This window comes from Flavobacterium hibernum (assembly GCF_000832125.1).
Lineage (GTDB): Bacteria > Bacteroidota > Bacteroidia > Flavobacteriales > Flavobacteriaceae > Flavobacterium > Flavobacterium hibernum.
In genome coordinates, this window is sequence record NZ_JPRK01000013.1 from 19,330 (window position 1) to 34,524 (window position 15,195).

The 15,195-nt window shown below is 34.6% G+C and carries 12 protein-coding genes; 8 read left to right on the forward strand and 4 right to left on the reverse strand.

Annotation, left to right across the window (positions count from 1 at the left end):
* Positions 1 to 7: 7 nt before the first annotated feature.
* Positions 8 to 817, forward strand: coding sequence for a CheR family methyltransferase (locus tag IW18_RS15580; protein ID WP_041518821.1), 810 nt, complete (start codon positions 8 to 10; stop codon positions 815 to 817).
* The gene (locus IW18_RS15585; protein WP_041518822.1) at positions 799 to 1,386 is read left to right on the forward strand and encodes a chemotaxis protein CheB; all 588 of its coding nucleotides are present in this window, start codon (positions 799 to 801) and stop codon (positions 1,384 to 1,386) included. The genes IW18_RS15580 and IW18_RS15585 overlap by 19 nt, the downstream gene beginning before the upstream one ends.
* A 2-nt stretch (positions 1,387 to 1,388) precedes the next feature.
* On the opposite strand, the gene IW18_RS15590 is transcribed toward IW18_RS15585, so the two are convergent.
* Together IW18_RS15590 and IW18_RS15595 are read right to left on the reverse strand one after the other, a co-directional pair.
* Complete coding sequence (locus tag IW18_RS15590) at positions 1,389 to 2,162, reverse strand: porin family protein (RefSeq protein WP_041518823.1); 774 nt, start codon at positions 2,160 to 2,162, stop codon at positions 1,389 to 1,391.
* Positions 2,163 to 2,171: 9 nt separating this feature from the next.
* On the reverse strand, positions 2,172 to 3,293 hold the full coding sequence (locus IW18_RS15595) for a hypothetical protein (protein ID WP_041518824.1): 1,122 nt from the start codon (positions 3,291 to 3,293) through the stop codon (positions 2,172 to 2,174).
* A 265-nt stretch (positions 3,294 to 3,558) separates the two neighbouring features.
* Here IW18_RS15595 and IW18_RS15600 point away from each other — a divergent pair, with 265 nt between their 5' ends.
* The 5 genes from IW18_RS15600 to IW18_RS15620 all read left to right on the forward strand — a co-directional run bounded on the left by IW18_RS15600 (position 3,559) and on the right by IW18_RS15620 (position 12,132).
* Positions 3,559 to 3,882: a DUF6660 family protein gene (locus tag IW18_RS15600; RefSeq protein ID WP_041518825.1), complete on the forward strand. Its 324-nt coding sequence runs from the start codon at positions 3,559 to 3,561 to the stop codon at positions 3,880 to 3,882.
* A gap of 94 nt (positions 3,883 to 3,976) precedes the next feature.
* Entirely contained in the window at positions 3,977 to 7,129 is a 3,153-nt protein-coding gene (locus IW18_RS15605; protein WP_041518826.1) for an efflux RND transporter permease subunit, read from the forward strand.
* 150 nt (positions 7,130 to 7,279) lie between these two features.
* Positions 7,280 to 8,575 carry a TolC family protein gene (locus IW18_RS15610; RefSeq protein WP_240475569.1) on the forward strand — a complete coding sequence of 432 codons (1,296 nt, stop codon included), beginning with the start codon at positions 7,280 to 7,282 and terminating at the stop codon, positions 8,573 to 8,575.
* Between the two features lies 1 nt (position 8,576).
* The gene (locus IW18_RS15615) at positions 8,577 to 9,824 is read left to right on the forward strand and encodes an efflux RND transporter periplasmic adaptor subunit (protein ID WP_052480180.1); all 1,248 of its coding nucleotides are present in this window, start codon (positions 8,577 to 8,579) and stop codon (positions 9,822 to 9,824) included.
* A 310-nt stretch (positions 9,825 to 10,134) separates the two neighbouring features.
* Complete coding sequence (locus IW18_RS15620; protein ID WP_041518827.1) at positions 10,135 to 12,132, forward strand: heavy metal translocating P-type ATPase; 1,998 nt, start codon at positions 10,135 to 10,137, stop codon at positions 12,130 to 12,132.
* 66 nt (positions 12,133 to 12,198) lie between these two features.
* Here the strand turns inward: IW18_RS15620 and IW18_RS15625 are convergent, their stop codons facing one another.
* Positions 12,199 to 12,849, reverse strand: coding sequence for a GNAT family N-acetyltransferase (locus IW18_RS15625; RefSeq protein ID WP_041518828.1), 651 nt, complete (start codon positions 12,847 to 12,849; stop codon positions 12,199 to 12,201).
* 164 nt (positions 12,850 to 13,013) lie between these two features.
* On the opposite strand from IW18_RS15625, the gene IW18_RS15630 reads away from it, so the two are divergent.
* A complete protein-coding gene (locus tag IW18_RS15630) occupies positions 13,014 to 14,090 on the forward strand; it encodes a BamA/TamA family outer membrane protein (protein WP_041518829.1) in 1,077 nt (358 codons plus the stop codon).
* Here the strand turns inward: IW18_RS15630 and IW18_RS15635 are convergent.
* Positions 14,087 to 15,172 (reverse strand): NAD(P)H-dependent flavin oxidoreductase, encoded by a 1,086-nt coding sequence (locus IW18_RS15635; protein WP_041518830.1) that lies wholly within the window; start codon positions 15,170 to 15,172, stop codon positions 14,087 to 14,089. The two genes, IW18_RS15630 and IW18_RS15635, sit on opposite strands and share 4 nt — an antisense overlap.
* Positions 15,173 to 15,195 lie beyond the last annotated feature (23 nt).

A 15,195-nucleotide genomic window follows, 5' to 3' on the forward strand; every position in this document is an offset into this window, starting at 1 on the left:
ATGAATCATGATTAAGGATATCGAATTAGAAACGCTCATTAATGACGTTTATGAATATTATGGTTTTGACTTTGGTAGTTATTCCAGAGCATCCTTAAAAAGGCGTGTAGAGCGAGTTATACAATTAGATGGGTTTCTTCATTTTCATGAATTTCTTTCAAAAGTTCGATACGATCCTGAATATTATAAAAGAGTAGTAGATGAAATTACGGTAAATGTTACCGAGATGTTTCGTGATCCTGCTTTTTATGCCGTTGTAAGAAATGAGATTTTACCATTATTAGGAACAAAACCTTTTATTAGATTATGGCATGCGGGCTGTTCGACTGGTGAAGAAGTATATTCGATGGCAATAATGCTTAAAGAAGCAGGTTTGCTTCATAAATCTTTAATTTATGCAACAGACATAAATGCAACAGTTTTAGAAACAGCCAAAAAAGGAATTTTTCCTTTGCGAATGATGAAAGAATACTCAGAAAATTATCGTACTGCAGGCGGTAAAGAAGATTTTTCGAGTTATTATATTGCAAATTACGGAATAGCTAAGTTTGATGAAGAGCTGGCGACAAAAATGGTTTTCTCGCAGCACAATTTAGTTTCAGATAATTCATTTAATGAGTTTGATCTTATTTTATGTCGGAATGTTTTAATTTATTTTGACAATGATCTTCAAAAAAGAGTTATTAATTTATTTGATGAAAGTTTAGCCGTTTTAGGTTTTTTGGCACTTGGTACAAAAGAGACTCTAAAGTATTCTATTGATTCAAATAAATACAAACAGCTGGACAAAGAAAAGATATGGAGAAAAATAAAGTAATAACAAATTGTAAAGTGGTGATAATAGGAGGATCTGCCGGAAGCCTTAGTGTTTTATTGCAGATTTTGCCCCAAATACCAAAACTAAACGATTTTGCTATTGTAATTGTTGTTCATCGAAAAAGCACAGACGATCAAACTTTAGAAGATTTACTCAAATTAAAATCAAACATAAAAGTCAAACCAGTCGAAGATAAAGTACCTCTTACATCAGGATTTGTTTACATTGCACCATCAAATTATCACTTATTATTCGAAAAAAATCACACACTTTCATTAGACACTTCAGAAAAAATAAACTACAGCCGTCCAAGCATAGATGTTTCATTTGAATCTGCTGCCGAAGCTTATGGAAAATCGGTAGTTGCAATTTTATTATCAGGCTCCAATTCAGACGGAACAAATGGACTAAAGGTTGTTAAGGATTTTGGAGGAACAATTGCAGTTCAAAATCCGCTATCTGCAGAGATGCCTTTTATGCCCAACAATGCCATTTTATACAGTAATCCTGATTTTATTTTAAATAAGGAAGAAATGCTTGATTTTATAAATTCAATAAACAAAGAATAAGATTAGTTTTTCGTTTTAGGCGCCTCATCTTCGGGAAGAACAATTTTGTTCATCTCAGCTTCCTTATCAGCTCTTCTTTGTGCTGCTTTTCCTTTTCCTATCGGAATTCCGGCTGTTACATACAAAGATCTGTTGTATACATTTGGACCATCTCCTTTCATAACAGGAACCAATCCGTAATAGTACTGCACAGTAACATTTAAACCGTTACCAACATTCATATGATATCCCGCACCAAGAGCAACGCCCGCGTCAATTACACGTATTTGATCTCGTATATTTTTTTTATAAACCACATCGTCTTTATCAACCTCTATTTTAAACTCATCAAAAGCTTTCGCCAGTAAACCAAATTGAGGTCCGGTCTTTAGGTATATTCGATTTTTGAATTGATATTTAATTAAAATGGGAACATTAAAATATCGAATTTCGCGATTAACACTTCCGCCCGCAAACGTATTGTCTAAATTTTCATCATTCAAAGAATATACAGGAAGACCATGCGCACCCATAGGCGATTTGACTATAACCCCAGTATTAATCATCCAGGCAGGATTTTTTTTGTAACGAATATCAAAGTAAAAACCAAGATTAAATCCAGGTTCAGTTCCAGAACTGTTAAGATCAGTAATAGTCGAGAAATTGGCACCGCCTTCTAATCCAAATTCTAAAAAGGGCGAATTAAGCTTGTCTCCAAAAATTAAGGAAATTAAAACTTGTGAATGCGCAGGAGCAAAGCAAAATAATGCAATAAGCAATAATAAACCTTTTTTCATATACTTGGGTTAAAGTCCAAAACGATACTGAATACCACATAAAACTTGAGTACGAGTTCCTAAAAAACCAGTTTCTAATCTAAACATCATATGTTTATTGTATTGAAATTGTGTTCCTACAATAAAATTCCACATATCTTTTGGGGCTTTTTGCAAAGAATATTGTATAGTTGAGGATCCCGCCGTACTTAAAGCTCCATCTAGAGTAGTTAAAAAATTCCCTGCCGATTGTAATGCTCTATCTGCAGTGTTGTGTTTAGCGATATTTGCAGGATTATTTTGTTGTGCAGGAGTTAATCCATTCCACCAAGTATCCACTTTAGTTTGGTTTTCAGACACCTTAGTTAATCCATTATCCACCTTTTGCTGAGCGTTATCTAAGTTTAAAACATCAGACAAAGCAATGTTTCCTTGAGTATCTCCATTAATATGAATTCTAAAACCACCTACCCATGCAGCAATATTTCTTTCGGGTTTACGAAGTTTAAAAGTTTTACCTAATCTAGGTCCAAAAACATACGAAAAAGCAGGTTTGTTTAAGGCGCTAACATCACTCCAAGACATATTCATATCAAGTGCTAACCAGCCTCCGCCAATACCAATTGTTGGTGTCAAACCTATCCCAACAGTAGTAGCATCAAAATTAGCTTTGGTACTAAAACTGGCAATTTCTGACCAATCATTGTTGGCATCAGGAATCCATATTCCTGCATTAATTTTCGTTGTAGGTTTTGATTTACCAAAAATTCCGTAGACATTTAAAAAAGGGAGTAACCAAATATCAGGTCGAATCGTAATGGCACCAGCTTCTACCGAAGATTTATTAAAACGAACAATTTCATCTAAATTATATAAGGGCCCATTATTAAAGCCAACTTCAAGATTCTTTATTGTAATTTCTGAATCTGACCAGAAATAATTTACAGAAAGACCTGCAGAGTAAGGTAAATTATAACCTTTCTGGGCTACTTTTTGTCCCCAGATTGGAAGTGCATAAGGATAAACGACTTCTTTTAGACTGTCTTTTAGTTGTTGATTTTTTTCTCCTACGATTTTATCAGTATAAACTTGAGCAAAAAATGGGATAGTAAAAAATAATAAAAATACGGTTATAAATGATTTAGATTTCATTGATTTGATGTATAATATTGATTATTAAAAGGCTTAAAGTATATGGGTAAGTCTTATTTTTTGCAAAAACCACAGTTTTTTTCTTATAAATGGTAATGGATTTTAATCATGGTTTTATTGGTTTTAACTTTTATTAATATGTTAATTAGTGTTAAAGTTAATTAAAATTATATTCTCTTGCTCTTTTTTTTTCTAAAAATCACTAGGAATCAGCTTGGTATGATATTTTTTGAAAATTAGCAGAATAAATGTTACTTTTACAATCGTGAAATGGATAACAATTATATTGTCAATTTATTTAATGGCACTTTCAAATATGCCTTGTGCAGATATGGAAGTAAATAGTGCTGCTCATAAAGTAGCAGAATTTTCGTCAGAGCTAAATCATACACATGATAAAAGCAACGATTTATGTTCACCATTTTGCGCCTGTAATTGTTGTGGTGCGCAAGTTTTAAGTTATCAAACCTCTGAAATTTTTGATTTTCCTGTTGCATTTTCAATTATTTCAATACAATTACCAACCTACAAGTCAGTTTATACTTCTAATTTCTTCGGAAGTATTTGGCAACCTCCGCAAATAGCATAATGATTCCCAATTAATTTGGGCTAGAGATCTGTGGTTTTTCCACATAAACAATAGGCATAACCATGTCTAATTTCTCACGTCATTATATATTCAAATGTTAGATAAAATCATACAGTTTAGTATAAAGAACAAGTTCGTTATACTACTATTTACCCTTGTTTTAATAGCTTGGGGAAGCTATTCGCTTAAAAAATTACCACTCGATGCCTTGCCGGATATAACCAACAATCAGGTTCAAATTATTACAACAGCTCCAACATTGGCAAGTCAGGAAGTAGAGCAATTAATTACATATCCACTTGAACAAGCTGTAAAAACAGTTCCGGATATTATAGAACTTCGAAGCATTTCGCGCTTTGGATTATCAGTTGTAACCGTTGTTTTCGAGGACGATGTCGATATTTATTGGGCAAGAGAACAAATATTTCAGCGCTTAAAACAAGCCGAAGAAAATATTCCAAAATATGCAGGTTCGCCAGAATTGGCTCCGATTTCTACAGGTTTAGGCGAGATTTACCAATACGATGTTTATGCCAAAAAAGGGTATGAAAACAAATACGACGCGGTAAAATTGCGAACCATTCAGGATTGGATAATTATTCCACAATTGCAAGGAGTTAAAGGAGTTGCCGATGTAAGTACTTGGGGTGGAAAACTAAAACAATACGAAATCGCTGTGAATCCAAATACGCTAAATAGTTTGGGTGTTACCATTACCGAAATTTTTGAAGCCTTAGAAAAAAACAATCAAAATACAGGTGGAGCTTATATCGAGAAAGATCAGCTTGCCTATTTTATTCGCGGTGTTGGAATGGCTAAGGGAACCAAAGATTTAGGAAATGTGGTGGTAAAAAACCGAAATGGTTCGCCCGTTTTGGTTCGCGATGTTGCCGAGGTTCGCGAAGGCGTTGCGTTGCGTTATGGAGCGTCGACCAAAGACGGAAAAGGAGAAATCGTTTCAGGAATGGTTTTGATGTTAAAAGGAGAAAATTCCAGCGCTGTTGTCGATAGAATTCACGAAAGAATGATTCAGATTAATAAAAGTTTGCCAGAAGGCGTTGTTGCCGAAGCTTTTATTGACAGAGGAAAATTAGTCGATAATGCAATTGGTACAGTAACAAAGAACTTGCTAGAAGGTGCGCTAATCGTCATTTTTGTCCTGATTTTGTTTCTGGGGAATCTTCGTGCAGGTTTAATTGTAGCATCGGTTATTCCGTTGGCCATGCTTTTTGCCATTATTTTGATGAATGCCTTTGGCGTAAGCGGAAATTTAATGAGTTTAGGAGCGATCGACTTTGGAATTATTGTCGATGGAGCTGTGATTATCGTTGAAGCTACAATGCATCATTTGCAAAAAAATAAACGAAAAAGGGAATTAACACAAAGCGAAATGGACGATGAAGTTTACGAATCGGCTTCAAAAATCAGAAATAGTGCAGCCTTTGGAGAAATCATCATCTTGATCGTTTACCTACCCATTTTAGCATTAGTAGGTACCGAAGGAAAAATGTTCAAACCAATGGCAATGACAGTTGGTTTTGCTGTTGCAGGAGCATTTATACTTTCGTTGACTTATGTACCCATGATGAGTGCTTTATTCCTGTCTAAAAATACAGAACACAAAGTAAATTTTAGTGATCGAATGATGGCTTGGCTAGAAGGAATTTATACGCCATTTTTAGAAAAAGCATTGCAGTTTAAAAAGGTCGTTTTAGGAATATCACTTGGTTTGTTTGCGCTTGGATTAATTGTTTTTAATACAATGGGCGGAGAATTTATTCCAACAATCGAAGAAGGCGATTTGGCAATAAACGCAACAATCATGACCGGAAGTTCGCTTACGCAGATGGTAGAAACCACTACAAAATACGAACAAATATTAAAAGCCAAGTTTCCCGAAATTAAAACAATAGTAACCAAAATAGGAAGCGGAGAAATCCCTACCGATCCAATGCCTATTGAAAGCGGTGATTTAATTATTGTTTTAAAAGACAAAAAGGAATGGAAAGGGAAATACGATAATTGGGAAGAATTAGCCAATGCTATGAAAAAGGAAATGGAAATAATTCCTGGTGCCAATATCGAGATTTCACAACCTATCCAGATGCGATTTAACGAGTTAATGACCGGAAGCCGAAGCGACATTGCGATTAAGATTTTTGGCGATGACTTAGAAATTCTGGACGCCAAAGCGACAGAATTAATCTCGAAAATTAGAAAGATTGAAGGAATTGGCGATCTAAAAGCAGATAAAGTAACGGGTTTACCACAGATTACTATTAAATACGATTATAATAAAATCGCGCTTTATGGACTGAATATTTCAGACATCAATCAAATAATTCGTTCGTCGTTTGCAGGCGAAAGTGCCGGTAAAATCTACGACCAAAGTAAAAGATTTGATGTTGTGGTACGAATGAATCAGGACAATCGAGCTGATATTACAGATGTTAGTAATTTGTTTATTCCGTTGCCAAACGGACAGCAAGTACCGCTTTCGCAAGTAGCTACTGTAGAGTATGAGCAAGGTCCGGTACAAGTAACCCGCGAAGACGGAAAACGCAGAATTACGATTGGTTTAAATGTTCGCGGACGCGATATTAAAAGCGTTGTCGAAGAAATTCAGCAAAAATTAGACAAAGATTTTAAACTTCCTGCCGGATATTACGTTACGTATGGCGGACAATTTGAAAATTTAGTCGAAGCAACAAAAAGACTATCAGTTGCATTGCCAATCGCCTTAGGATTAATATTGGTATTGCTTTATTTCACCTTTAAAAGTTTTAAACAAGCTGGATTAATTTTTACAGCGATTCCGTTATCTGCAATTGGAGGTGTTTTTGCGCTCTGGATGCGCGGAATGCCATTTAGTATTTCGGCAGGTATTGGTTTTATTGCTTTGTTTGGAATTGCGGTTTTGAACGGGATTGTATTAATATCTTATTTTAATCAACTTAAAACTGAGGGAATACTAGATCCGCTGCAAAGAGTTTTAATTGGTACAAAAACAAGATTACGTCCTGTTTTAATGACTGCCGCAGTGGCTTCGTTAGGATTTTTGCCAATGGCTTTATCGACAAGTGGAGGAGCAGAAGTACAAAAACCTTTAGCAACCGTTGTTATAGGAGGTTTATTCTCAGCAACATTATTGACGTTAATTGTTTTACCGATTTTGTATTTATTGTTGGAAAAGGGATTCAAGCCCAAAGAGCGCGAGGATTTACGCGAAGAACGCAATGAAGATTAAATATGAAAAAGATTTTGTTTCACGCAGATTCTGCAGATTAAAGCAGATTTAAATTAAAATATTATAAAAAATAATCTGCGCATATCAGCTTAAATCTTTTAAAAATCTGCGTGAAATAAATCTGCAGATGAACAAATTAAATGAGAAAAAATGAAGTCAACATATAATATAAATAAAAAACGTTTGCTCCCGATGGCTAGTGGGATTGCGAATCTTCCTTTGCGAACTTTGCGGTTAAATACGCTTCAATTGACCAATAAAACTTTGTGGTTAATTGCATTTTTATTAGTAAGTGCAGTAACATCAGCACAAGAAAAAATCAGTTTAGAAAAAGCAATAGAACTTGCCAAATCAAATAACATCGATTTAAAAATTGCCGATAAAGAAATCGAAAAACAAACCGTTCTTAAAAAGACGGCGTTTCAGCCAGAACCGCTCGAAGTGCAATATCAAGGCGGGCAGTTTAATAGTGCCGATTACGATCATAACGTTTCGATTCAGCAGTATTTTCCAATGGGGAATATTACCAAAGCCAATCGACAATTGCAGGAAGAACTGGCAAAATTGGCCGAGAAACAAAAAGCACTTTCATCTTATGATATTGAAAAAGCCGTAACACTGGCTTATTATCAATACTTGTACGGTATTTCGATTCAGAAATTAAATGCAGAACTGAATGAGATTTATACCAAATTTCTAAAGAATGCAGAATTACGTTTTCAGACTGGAGAAAGCGGAAATATTGAAGTAATTAGTGCAAAGGCAAAAGTGAAAGAAATCGAAACTCAAAAAGCGCAATTAGAATATGATTTGGCTATTTATCAAAAGCAATTGCAATTTTTTATTCAAACAGACGAAAATGTAGTTCCAGATGATAAAACAGTTTTGCAATATTCAATGGTAAAAGAAGTTGGAAACTCGAAGATAGAAGGTTTAATGACTGATTATTATGAGCAGCAAATTTCAGTATATCAAAAAGAAGCCAACACACATAAAGCCATGCGAACACCAAAGCTAGGAGTGGGTTATTTTGCGCAAACTATTGATACAAAAGGTTTATATCAAGGTTTTACAGCAGGACTTCAAATTCCTTTGTTTGGAGGTGTCAATACCGCTAAGGCACAAGCTTCGGCGATAAGTATTTCGCAATCGCAATTGGCTTTAGATAAAAATAAACTAAGGTTAAATCTGCAAAAGCAAGAATTGCAAAACAACTTCGCAAAACAGCAAAAGTCTTTAGATTATTACCAAACCGAAGGCTTGCAATATGCAAATCAGATTATAAATACAGCGCAGAAAAGTTATGCAAATGGCGATATGAGTTACTGGTCGTACATCAGTTTCTTAAATCAGGCAATCGACATTAAAAAGCAATATGCAGAAGCGACTCATAACTTTAATCAAAGTGCCATTGAACTTCAATTTCCAACTATCAAAAACAATTAAAATGAAAATAAATTTAACAACATATTTAACCGAAAAGTTTACAGAGGTTTCGCAAAGTTTAATTTCCTTGCGCACTTTGCGTTTTTCTCTCTTTGCGTGTTTTGCAGTTACCTTATTAAGTTGCAATGAAAAGAAAACGGAAGAAACACACGAAGAAGAAAAAGCTCAAAAAGAAGTTGCCTTAACAGCATCTCAATACAAAACTGTAGGAATCGAAACGGGGATTGTAGAAAATAGAAACCTGAACAAAGTCATAAAAGCAAATGGTTACACGACAGTTCCGCCACAAAATTCTGCCGAAGTTTCGACTTTGATAGGAGGGACGATTAAAGATATTTTTGTTCTCGAAGGTACTTATGTAAACAAAGGAAAAGTTTTGGCAACAATTCAGAATTTAGAAGTAATCGAAATGCAGGAAGATTATCATTCGGCTACAGCCAATATAGAATATCTGCAATTAGAATACAATCGTCAGAAAACCTTAAGCGACGAAAATGTAAATCCGAGAAAAACATTTCAGGAAGTAAAGTCAAAATTGGCAGCCGAAAGAGCAAGAGCACAAGCTGCAAAAAATAAATTGGATGCCTTGCATGTAAGCACAAAAGGAAGCACATCATTAGTGCCAATAGTAGCGCCAATTAGTGGTTATGTGGGGAAAATAAGTATTGCAAAAGGCGCTTATGCACAAACAGGAGTTGCATTGTTTGAAGTGGTAGACAATAGCCAAATGCATTTAGATTTAAATGTTTATGAAAAAGATTTAGGTTCAATTTCTGTTGGGCAGGTAATCGATTTTGTGCTGACGAATCAATCTAACAAATCGATTAAAGGAAAAATCTTCGGAATCAATAAATCCTTTTCTAACGAAAGTAAAACAGTTGCCGTTCATGCTAAAATCGAGTCGGCCGATGCCAAAGGATTAATCCCAGGAATGTACGTTTCGGCAAATATCAATATTACAAATGCTACTGTACCTGCTTTACCAAAAGATGCCGTAGTTCGAAATGCAGACAAGTATTTTGTTTTTATTGAAGAGAAACACGAACACGAAGAAAAGAAAACAGCAGCCGAAGCAAATCATGAAGAGGAAATACACTTTAAAGCCATTGAAGTTATTCCAGGAACGACAGATTTAGGTTTTACCGAAGTAAAATTTATAAATCCTGTACCAAGTGATGCAAAAATTGTGACCAAAGGAGCTTTTTACTTGCTTTCTGCAATGGTAGGTGGAGGCGAGCATACGCATTAATTTAAAAAAAAAGATTTCAGGTTTCAAGTTGAACTAAACTTTAGGTTTACAAACCTGAGGCAAAAACAAAAACTTTGTGAATCTGCGACTTTGCGAGATTAAAAAATAACTTACTTATAAAAAATGACACAAAATGTTTAACTTTAGAAAGTATTAAAAAGTACTAATAATTCTCGCTAGTTTGTCATTCCGACGAAGGAGGAATCCTCGTAATGGGATTAATCAAAGGAGATTTACTTCGCCTGTTTGCTACCGCTCGGGTCTCCTTTGTCGAAATGACAATACTTTGAGTACAATCATAGATTAAAAAATGATACATCAAGATAAAGAAGTAAAAAATATAAAAAGTAAACCCATAACAACCTGTGCTTGTTCGCACGACGAACCAGTGCATTCTGATAATGATGGACATGATCACGGACACGATCATGATCATGGTGCCGAAGGCAGTTTGTTTAAATTATTTCTACCAGCCCTAATTTCGCTTGCTCTGTTACTTATAGGTATTGGGTTAGATCATTATTTTCCTCAAAATTGGTTTACGGGTTATGTTAGAATTGGTTGGTATATAATTGCTTATTTACCAGTAGGATTACCCGTTTTAAAAGAAGCTTATGAAAGCATTAGAAAAGGCGATGTATTTTCAGAATTTTTCCTAATGTGCATTGCTACGATTGGCGCGTTTGCGATAGGTGAATTTCCAGAGGGAGTTGCAGTAATGCTGTTTTATACCATTGGTGAAAACTTTCAGGGATTGGCAGTAAGTCGTGCAAAATCGAACATCAAAAGCTTATTAGATCAGAGACCTGACGAGGTTAATGTTATAGAAAACAATGTTGCCACAAAAGTCAAAGCAGCGGATGTTATAATAGGATCTATTATTCAGCTTAAGGCAGGAGAAAAACTAGGTTTAGATGGCGAATTATTATCAGATACAGCTTCGTTCAATACAGCCGCTCTAACAGGCGAAAGCAAACCCGATACGAAAGTAAAAGGAGAAACTGTTTTGGCTGGAATGATTAATGTAAATACAATTTCGTTAATAAAAGTAACAACAGCTTATAATGACAGCAAGCTTTCTAAAATTCTGGAAATGGTGCAGAACGCCACAACTAAAAAAGCACCTGCCGAATTGTTTATCAGGAAGTTTGCCAAAATCTATACACCAATTGTAGTTTATTTGGCCATTGCGATTTGTTTATTGCCCATGCTTTTTGTTTCCAATTATGTATTTAGCGACTGGTTGTACAGAGCTTTGGTTTTCTTGGTAATTTCATGTCCTTGTGCATTGGTGATTAGTATTCCGCTTGGTTATTTTGGCGGAATTGGCGCTGCAAGTAAAAACGGAATTTTATTTAAAGGAAGTAATTTTCTGGATAGTATTTCAACCATTCAGAATGTTGTGATGGATAAAACCGGAACAATGACCGAAGGTGTTTTTAAAGTTCAGGAAGTTATTATTCAAGATGGTTTTGATAAAGCTGAAATTCTGAAATTAGTAAATGTTTTAGAAAGTCAAAGTACACATCCTGTTGCCACGGCAATTCATAATCATGTTGGAAAGATTGATGCTTCAATTGAACTGAAAAATGTAGAAGAAATTTCGGGACACGGATTAAAGGCCGAGATTGACGGAAAAGAACTTCATGTAGGGAATTTTAAACTGATGGATAAATTCAGCATTAACTATGATATAGATCCAAATGCTGTTGTTTACACCACAATCGCTATTGCTTATGATAAAAAATTCGCTGGATATATTACCATTGCCGATGAGATTAAAGCAGATGCAAAAGAAACAGTAGACAGATTAAAAACACTAGGTGTTAAAGTTACGATGCTAAGTGGAGACAAAACAAACGTTGTACAGTTTGTAGCCAATAAATTAGGAATCGCAAATGCATTTGGCGATTTATTGCCCGAGGATAAAGTTAAAAAACTTAACGAAATCAAAGCTAAAAACGAAACTGTAGCATTTGTTGGCGATGGTGTAAATGATGCTCCTGTAATCGCTTTAAGTACTGTTGGAATTGCAATGGGAGGTTTAGGAAGCGATGCGACAATTGAAACTGCCGATATTGTAATTCAAGACGATAAACCAAGTAAAATACCAATGGCGATTAATATAGGTAAGCAGACCAAAAAAATTGTCTGGCAAAATATTACTTTGGCTTTTGTTGTAAAAGCTTTTGTACTAATTCTTGGTGCAGGTGGACTCGCCACAATGTGGGAAGCTGTTTTTGCCGATGTTGGGGTGGCATTATTAGCTATCTTGAATGCTGTAAGGATTCAGAGAATGAAATTTTAATATCCAAAATTTATAAAAGTCGTTTCAGAACTAGAATTTGAAGCGACTTTTTTTATTAGAGTCTTTTTAGTCGAAATTTGGAATAACAAGAGACGTATAAAGACAATAGATTTCCCATCCTATAGACTCGTAGAACAATTTACCTTGCTCTGTTGCAACCAGAAAATTATTGTAAACACCATTTGCCAAAGCAATCTTTTCAAGTTCTTGCATTAGGAAAGTTGCAAGTCCTTTTCTTTTATGATTTTCGTTGGTCGAAATTCTATCATAGATCGCTAAATCATCTACAAGAACAACACGTCCTATAGAAGCTAGTGCGCCATTTTTAGTAAAAATTTTAATAACGTGCGTTGAATTGTAATGTTCAAATTCTAGTTTATACTCATCATTTAAAGTACAGTTTAGAATGTTCATAGGATGAAAGCAAGACATCATATATCCTTGAGGCTGAACAACCCATTTTTTAGCTATTTTGTCTTTTATTTCGTCAGGAGGAGAACAAACTTTTAGAAAAATCCCTGGTTGATTAATAGATCGTGATAATTCGACAAGATCTTCATGAAGTGCTGTAAAAACATATCGTCTTTTTTGATTCTCATAGCCAACTTCAACCATAAGTCCTGATTTGTATTTTGAAGGCAATGGCAATTTTATGGATAATGACCAAGCTGTAAGCCATTTATCTACAATACTAAAAGGAATATTTTTTTGAAGCATATGATAAATCCGTAATTACAAATGTAAATAAAATAATAAACAGATTTTATACGTAGGAACTTAAAAAGAACGGTTTCATTTTATAACATGGAACGTAAGATTAGGTAAATTGAAAGGATATTTTTTAATCATGTATTAGCTTTGTTTACATTAAAAACACAGTAATGAATAAAATATTTTTTGGGACTATATTACTTTTGCTTTGCTCTTTTTGTGCACCCGCACAAACAAAGCCTGATGACAGCACCAAAACATCAAAAAGGCATACTAAAAAGATTGATTTTAATGTAATGCCCTACATCAATTACAACAGAACTCTTGATTTTATGTTTGGCGCCATCCCAATGATGATGTACAAAGTAAATAAAGCCGATACTATTTCTCCAAAATCATTATCAGGAATTTCGGCTATTTATACAACCAATAAATCATATTTTATAGCCACATTCAACAAATGGTATTTTAACGAAGATAAATGGCGCGCACAAGTGTTTCTGGCCACAGGAAACCAAAATGCACAATATTTTGTAGATGATATTGATGTGCCTGATTTTTATAATTATGATACCAAAACAAACATTGTAAATTTCAGTTTACAGCGTAAAGTAATCAAAGCCTTATATGCCGGAATTGGCTATTCATATTCCCACTACGACACAAAATATCAAGACGATGTGCAACCAGCTTCTACAACACATACAAATGGTTTACAGCTCATAATGCTTTATGATACTCGAGATGCCGTTTATTATCCTACTAAGGGAGATAAAATAAAATTAAGATGGCTTACTTATCCCACTTGGTTCGGGAATGATGCTAACGCCAATAAAATACTTTCAGAATATGACAAGTATTTTCCAATGCGAAATGGAACTGACGTACTCGCTGCGCGTTTTTCCGGTAAGTTTGGGTTAGGTAATATTGCTTTTGAACAGCAAGTAACTATTGGCAACCAAGATATTAGAGGGTATTCTGAAGGGAAATACCGTGGCGATGGACTTATGGATTTACAAGCGGAGTATCGATACAATTTTAGTAAAAAAATGGGGCTTGTTGGCTTTGCGGGTATAGCGACAATTTACGGGTCTGATACAAGCAGTTTCAACTGGAAATTATATCCGGGAGCAGGAGTAGGATATCGTTACAGAGCTTTTAAAACCGAAAAATTTAATGTTGGTTTAGATGCCGCCATTGGTAAAGGCGATTGGGGTCTTTATTTTAGAATTGGCGAAGCTTTTTAAAAATTTTGTTTTTCTTTAGTGGTAAATTCTTCTGTTTGCTGAATTAAATCTTTCAACAATTCAGAGGTAGATTTGTTGCTAAAACCATTAATAGATTGTCCAAGCCAAATCCCTACAAAATCTGCAAGCTCTTTTTTCTTTCCAATTTTCCTTAATTCATTAGTTAATTTATTCTGATAAGGATATGGTAAAACATAATCAGAATTCTCAATGGTTTCGATAAACTTATTTTTAATTCCTCGGGCATATCTTCCCGAAAAAGATTTGGTTAGCATAATTTCATCTTCTTTAACCAATTTTAATCTGTTTTTTTCAAACGGTTTCAAGGCACTTTCTGTCGATCCTAAAAGTAAACTTCCAACTTGAAATCCTTGTGCACCCAAAGTTTTTGCTGCCAAAAGCGTTTTTGCATTGTAAATTCCGCCAGCATAAATCAAAGGATTTTTTACATTTTCGGCGATTTGAGATAGTAATGAAAGTCCGCCAATCTCTGGAATATTATTTGGTTCAAAACTTCCGCGATGTCCGCCAGCTTCAATTCCCTGAACGCTTATAATATCTATTCCTTTTTCAGACAAAATCTTAGCTTCTTCAATAGAAGTACAAGTTCCAATTAAGACAACGTTGTTTCTTTTTAAAAGCGCTATAGATTCATCGTCAAGGCATCCAAAAATAAAACTCAGAATTTTGCATTTTTTATTTATAATAGCATCAATCTGATCGTGATAATCTGTAAAATTAATAGTATTTAATTCAGGTAAAACGACTTCAATACCATTTTCGTTGGCTAGCTTTTCAATATAGTTTTTAGTTTTATAATATTGTTGCGTAAGTGTATCATCAATTTGCGGAATTTGATTTACAAAAATGTTCACCGCAAAAGGTTTATCTGTCAATTTTTGAGTTTCATTAATAAGCCTGACACAATTATCTGAATCTAAATCGGCGAGAGCCAATGATCCTAAACAACCTAAATTAGAAGTTGCTGCGGTCATTTGTGGCGTCGTAACTCCAAACATTGGCGACTGAACAATAGGATATTGAATATCAAGTAAGTTTGTTATTTCGTTTTTCCAGTTCATGATCCTGTAAATTAAAATTCGCT

What these genes read in the sequence shown, in the direction of transcription:
- IW18_RS15630 (WP_041518829.1), top strand. Translation starts at nt 13,014, where the DNA reads ATGAATAAAATATTTTTTGGGACTATATTACTTTTGCTTTGCTCTTTT.
- IW18_RS15615 (WP_052480180.1), top strand. Translation starts at nt 8,577, where the DNA reads ATGAAAATAAATTTAACAACATATTTAACCGAAAAGTTTACAGAGGTT.
- IW18_RS15595 (WP_041518824.1), bottom strand. Translation starts at nt 3,293, where the DNA reads ATGAAATCTAAATCATTTATAACCGTATTTTTATTATTTTTTACTATC.
- IW18_RS15580 (WP_041518821.1), top strand. Translation starts at nt 8, where the DNA reads ATGATTAAGGATATCGAATTAGAAACGCTCATTAATGACGTTTATGAA.
- IW18_RS15585 (WP_041518822.1), top strand. Translation starts at nt 799, where the DNA reads ATGGAGAAAAATAAAGTAATAACAAATTGTAAAGTGGTGATAATAGGA.
- IW18_RS15610 (WP_240475569.1), top strand. Translation starts at nt 7,280, where the DNA reads ATGAAGTCAACATATAATATAAATAAAAAACGTTTGCTCCCGATGGCT.
- IW18_RS15590 (WP_041518823.1), bottom strand. Translation starts at nt 2,162, where the DNA reads ATGAAAAAAGGTTTATTATTGCTTATTGCATTATTTTGCTTTGCTCCT.
- IW18_RS15620 (WP_041518827.1), top strand. Translation starts at nt 10,135, where the DNA reads ATGATACATCAAGATAAAGAAGTAAAAAATATAAAAAGTAAACCCATA.
- IW18_RS15635 (WP_041518830.1), bottom strand. Translation starts at nt 15,172, where the DNA reads ATGAACTGGAAAAACGAAATAACAAACTTACTTGATATTCAATATCCT.
- IW18_RS15625 (WP_041518828.1), bottom strand. Translation starts at nt 12,849, where the DNA reads ATGCTTCAAAAAAATATTCCTTTTAGTATTGTAGATAAATGGCTTACA.
- IW18_RS15605 (WP_041518826.1), top strand. Translation starts at nt 3,977, where the DNA reads ATGTTAGATAAAATCATACAGTTTAGTATAAAGAACAAGTTCGTTATA.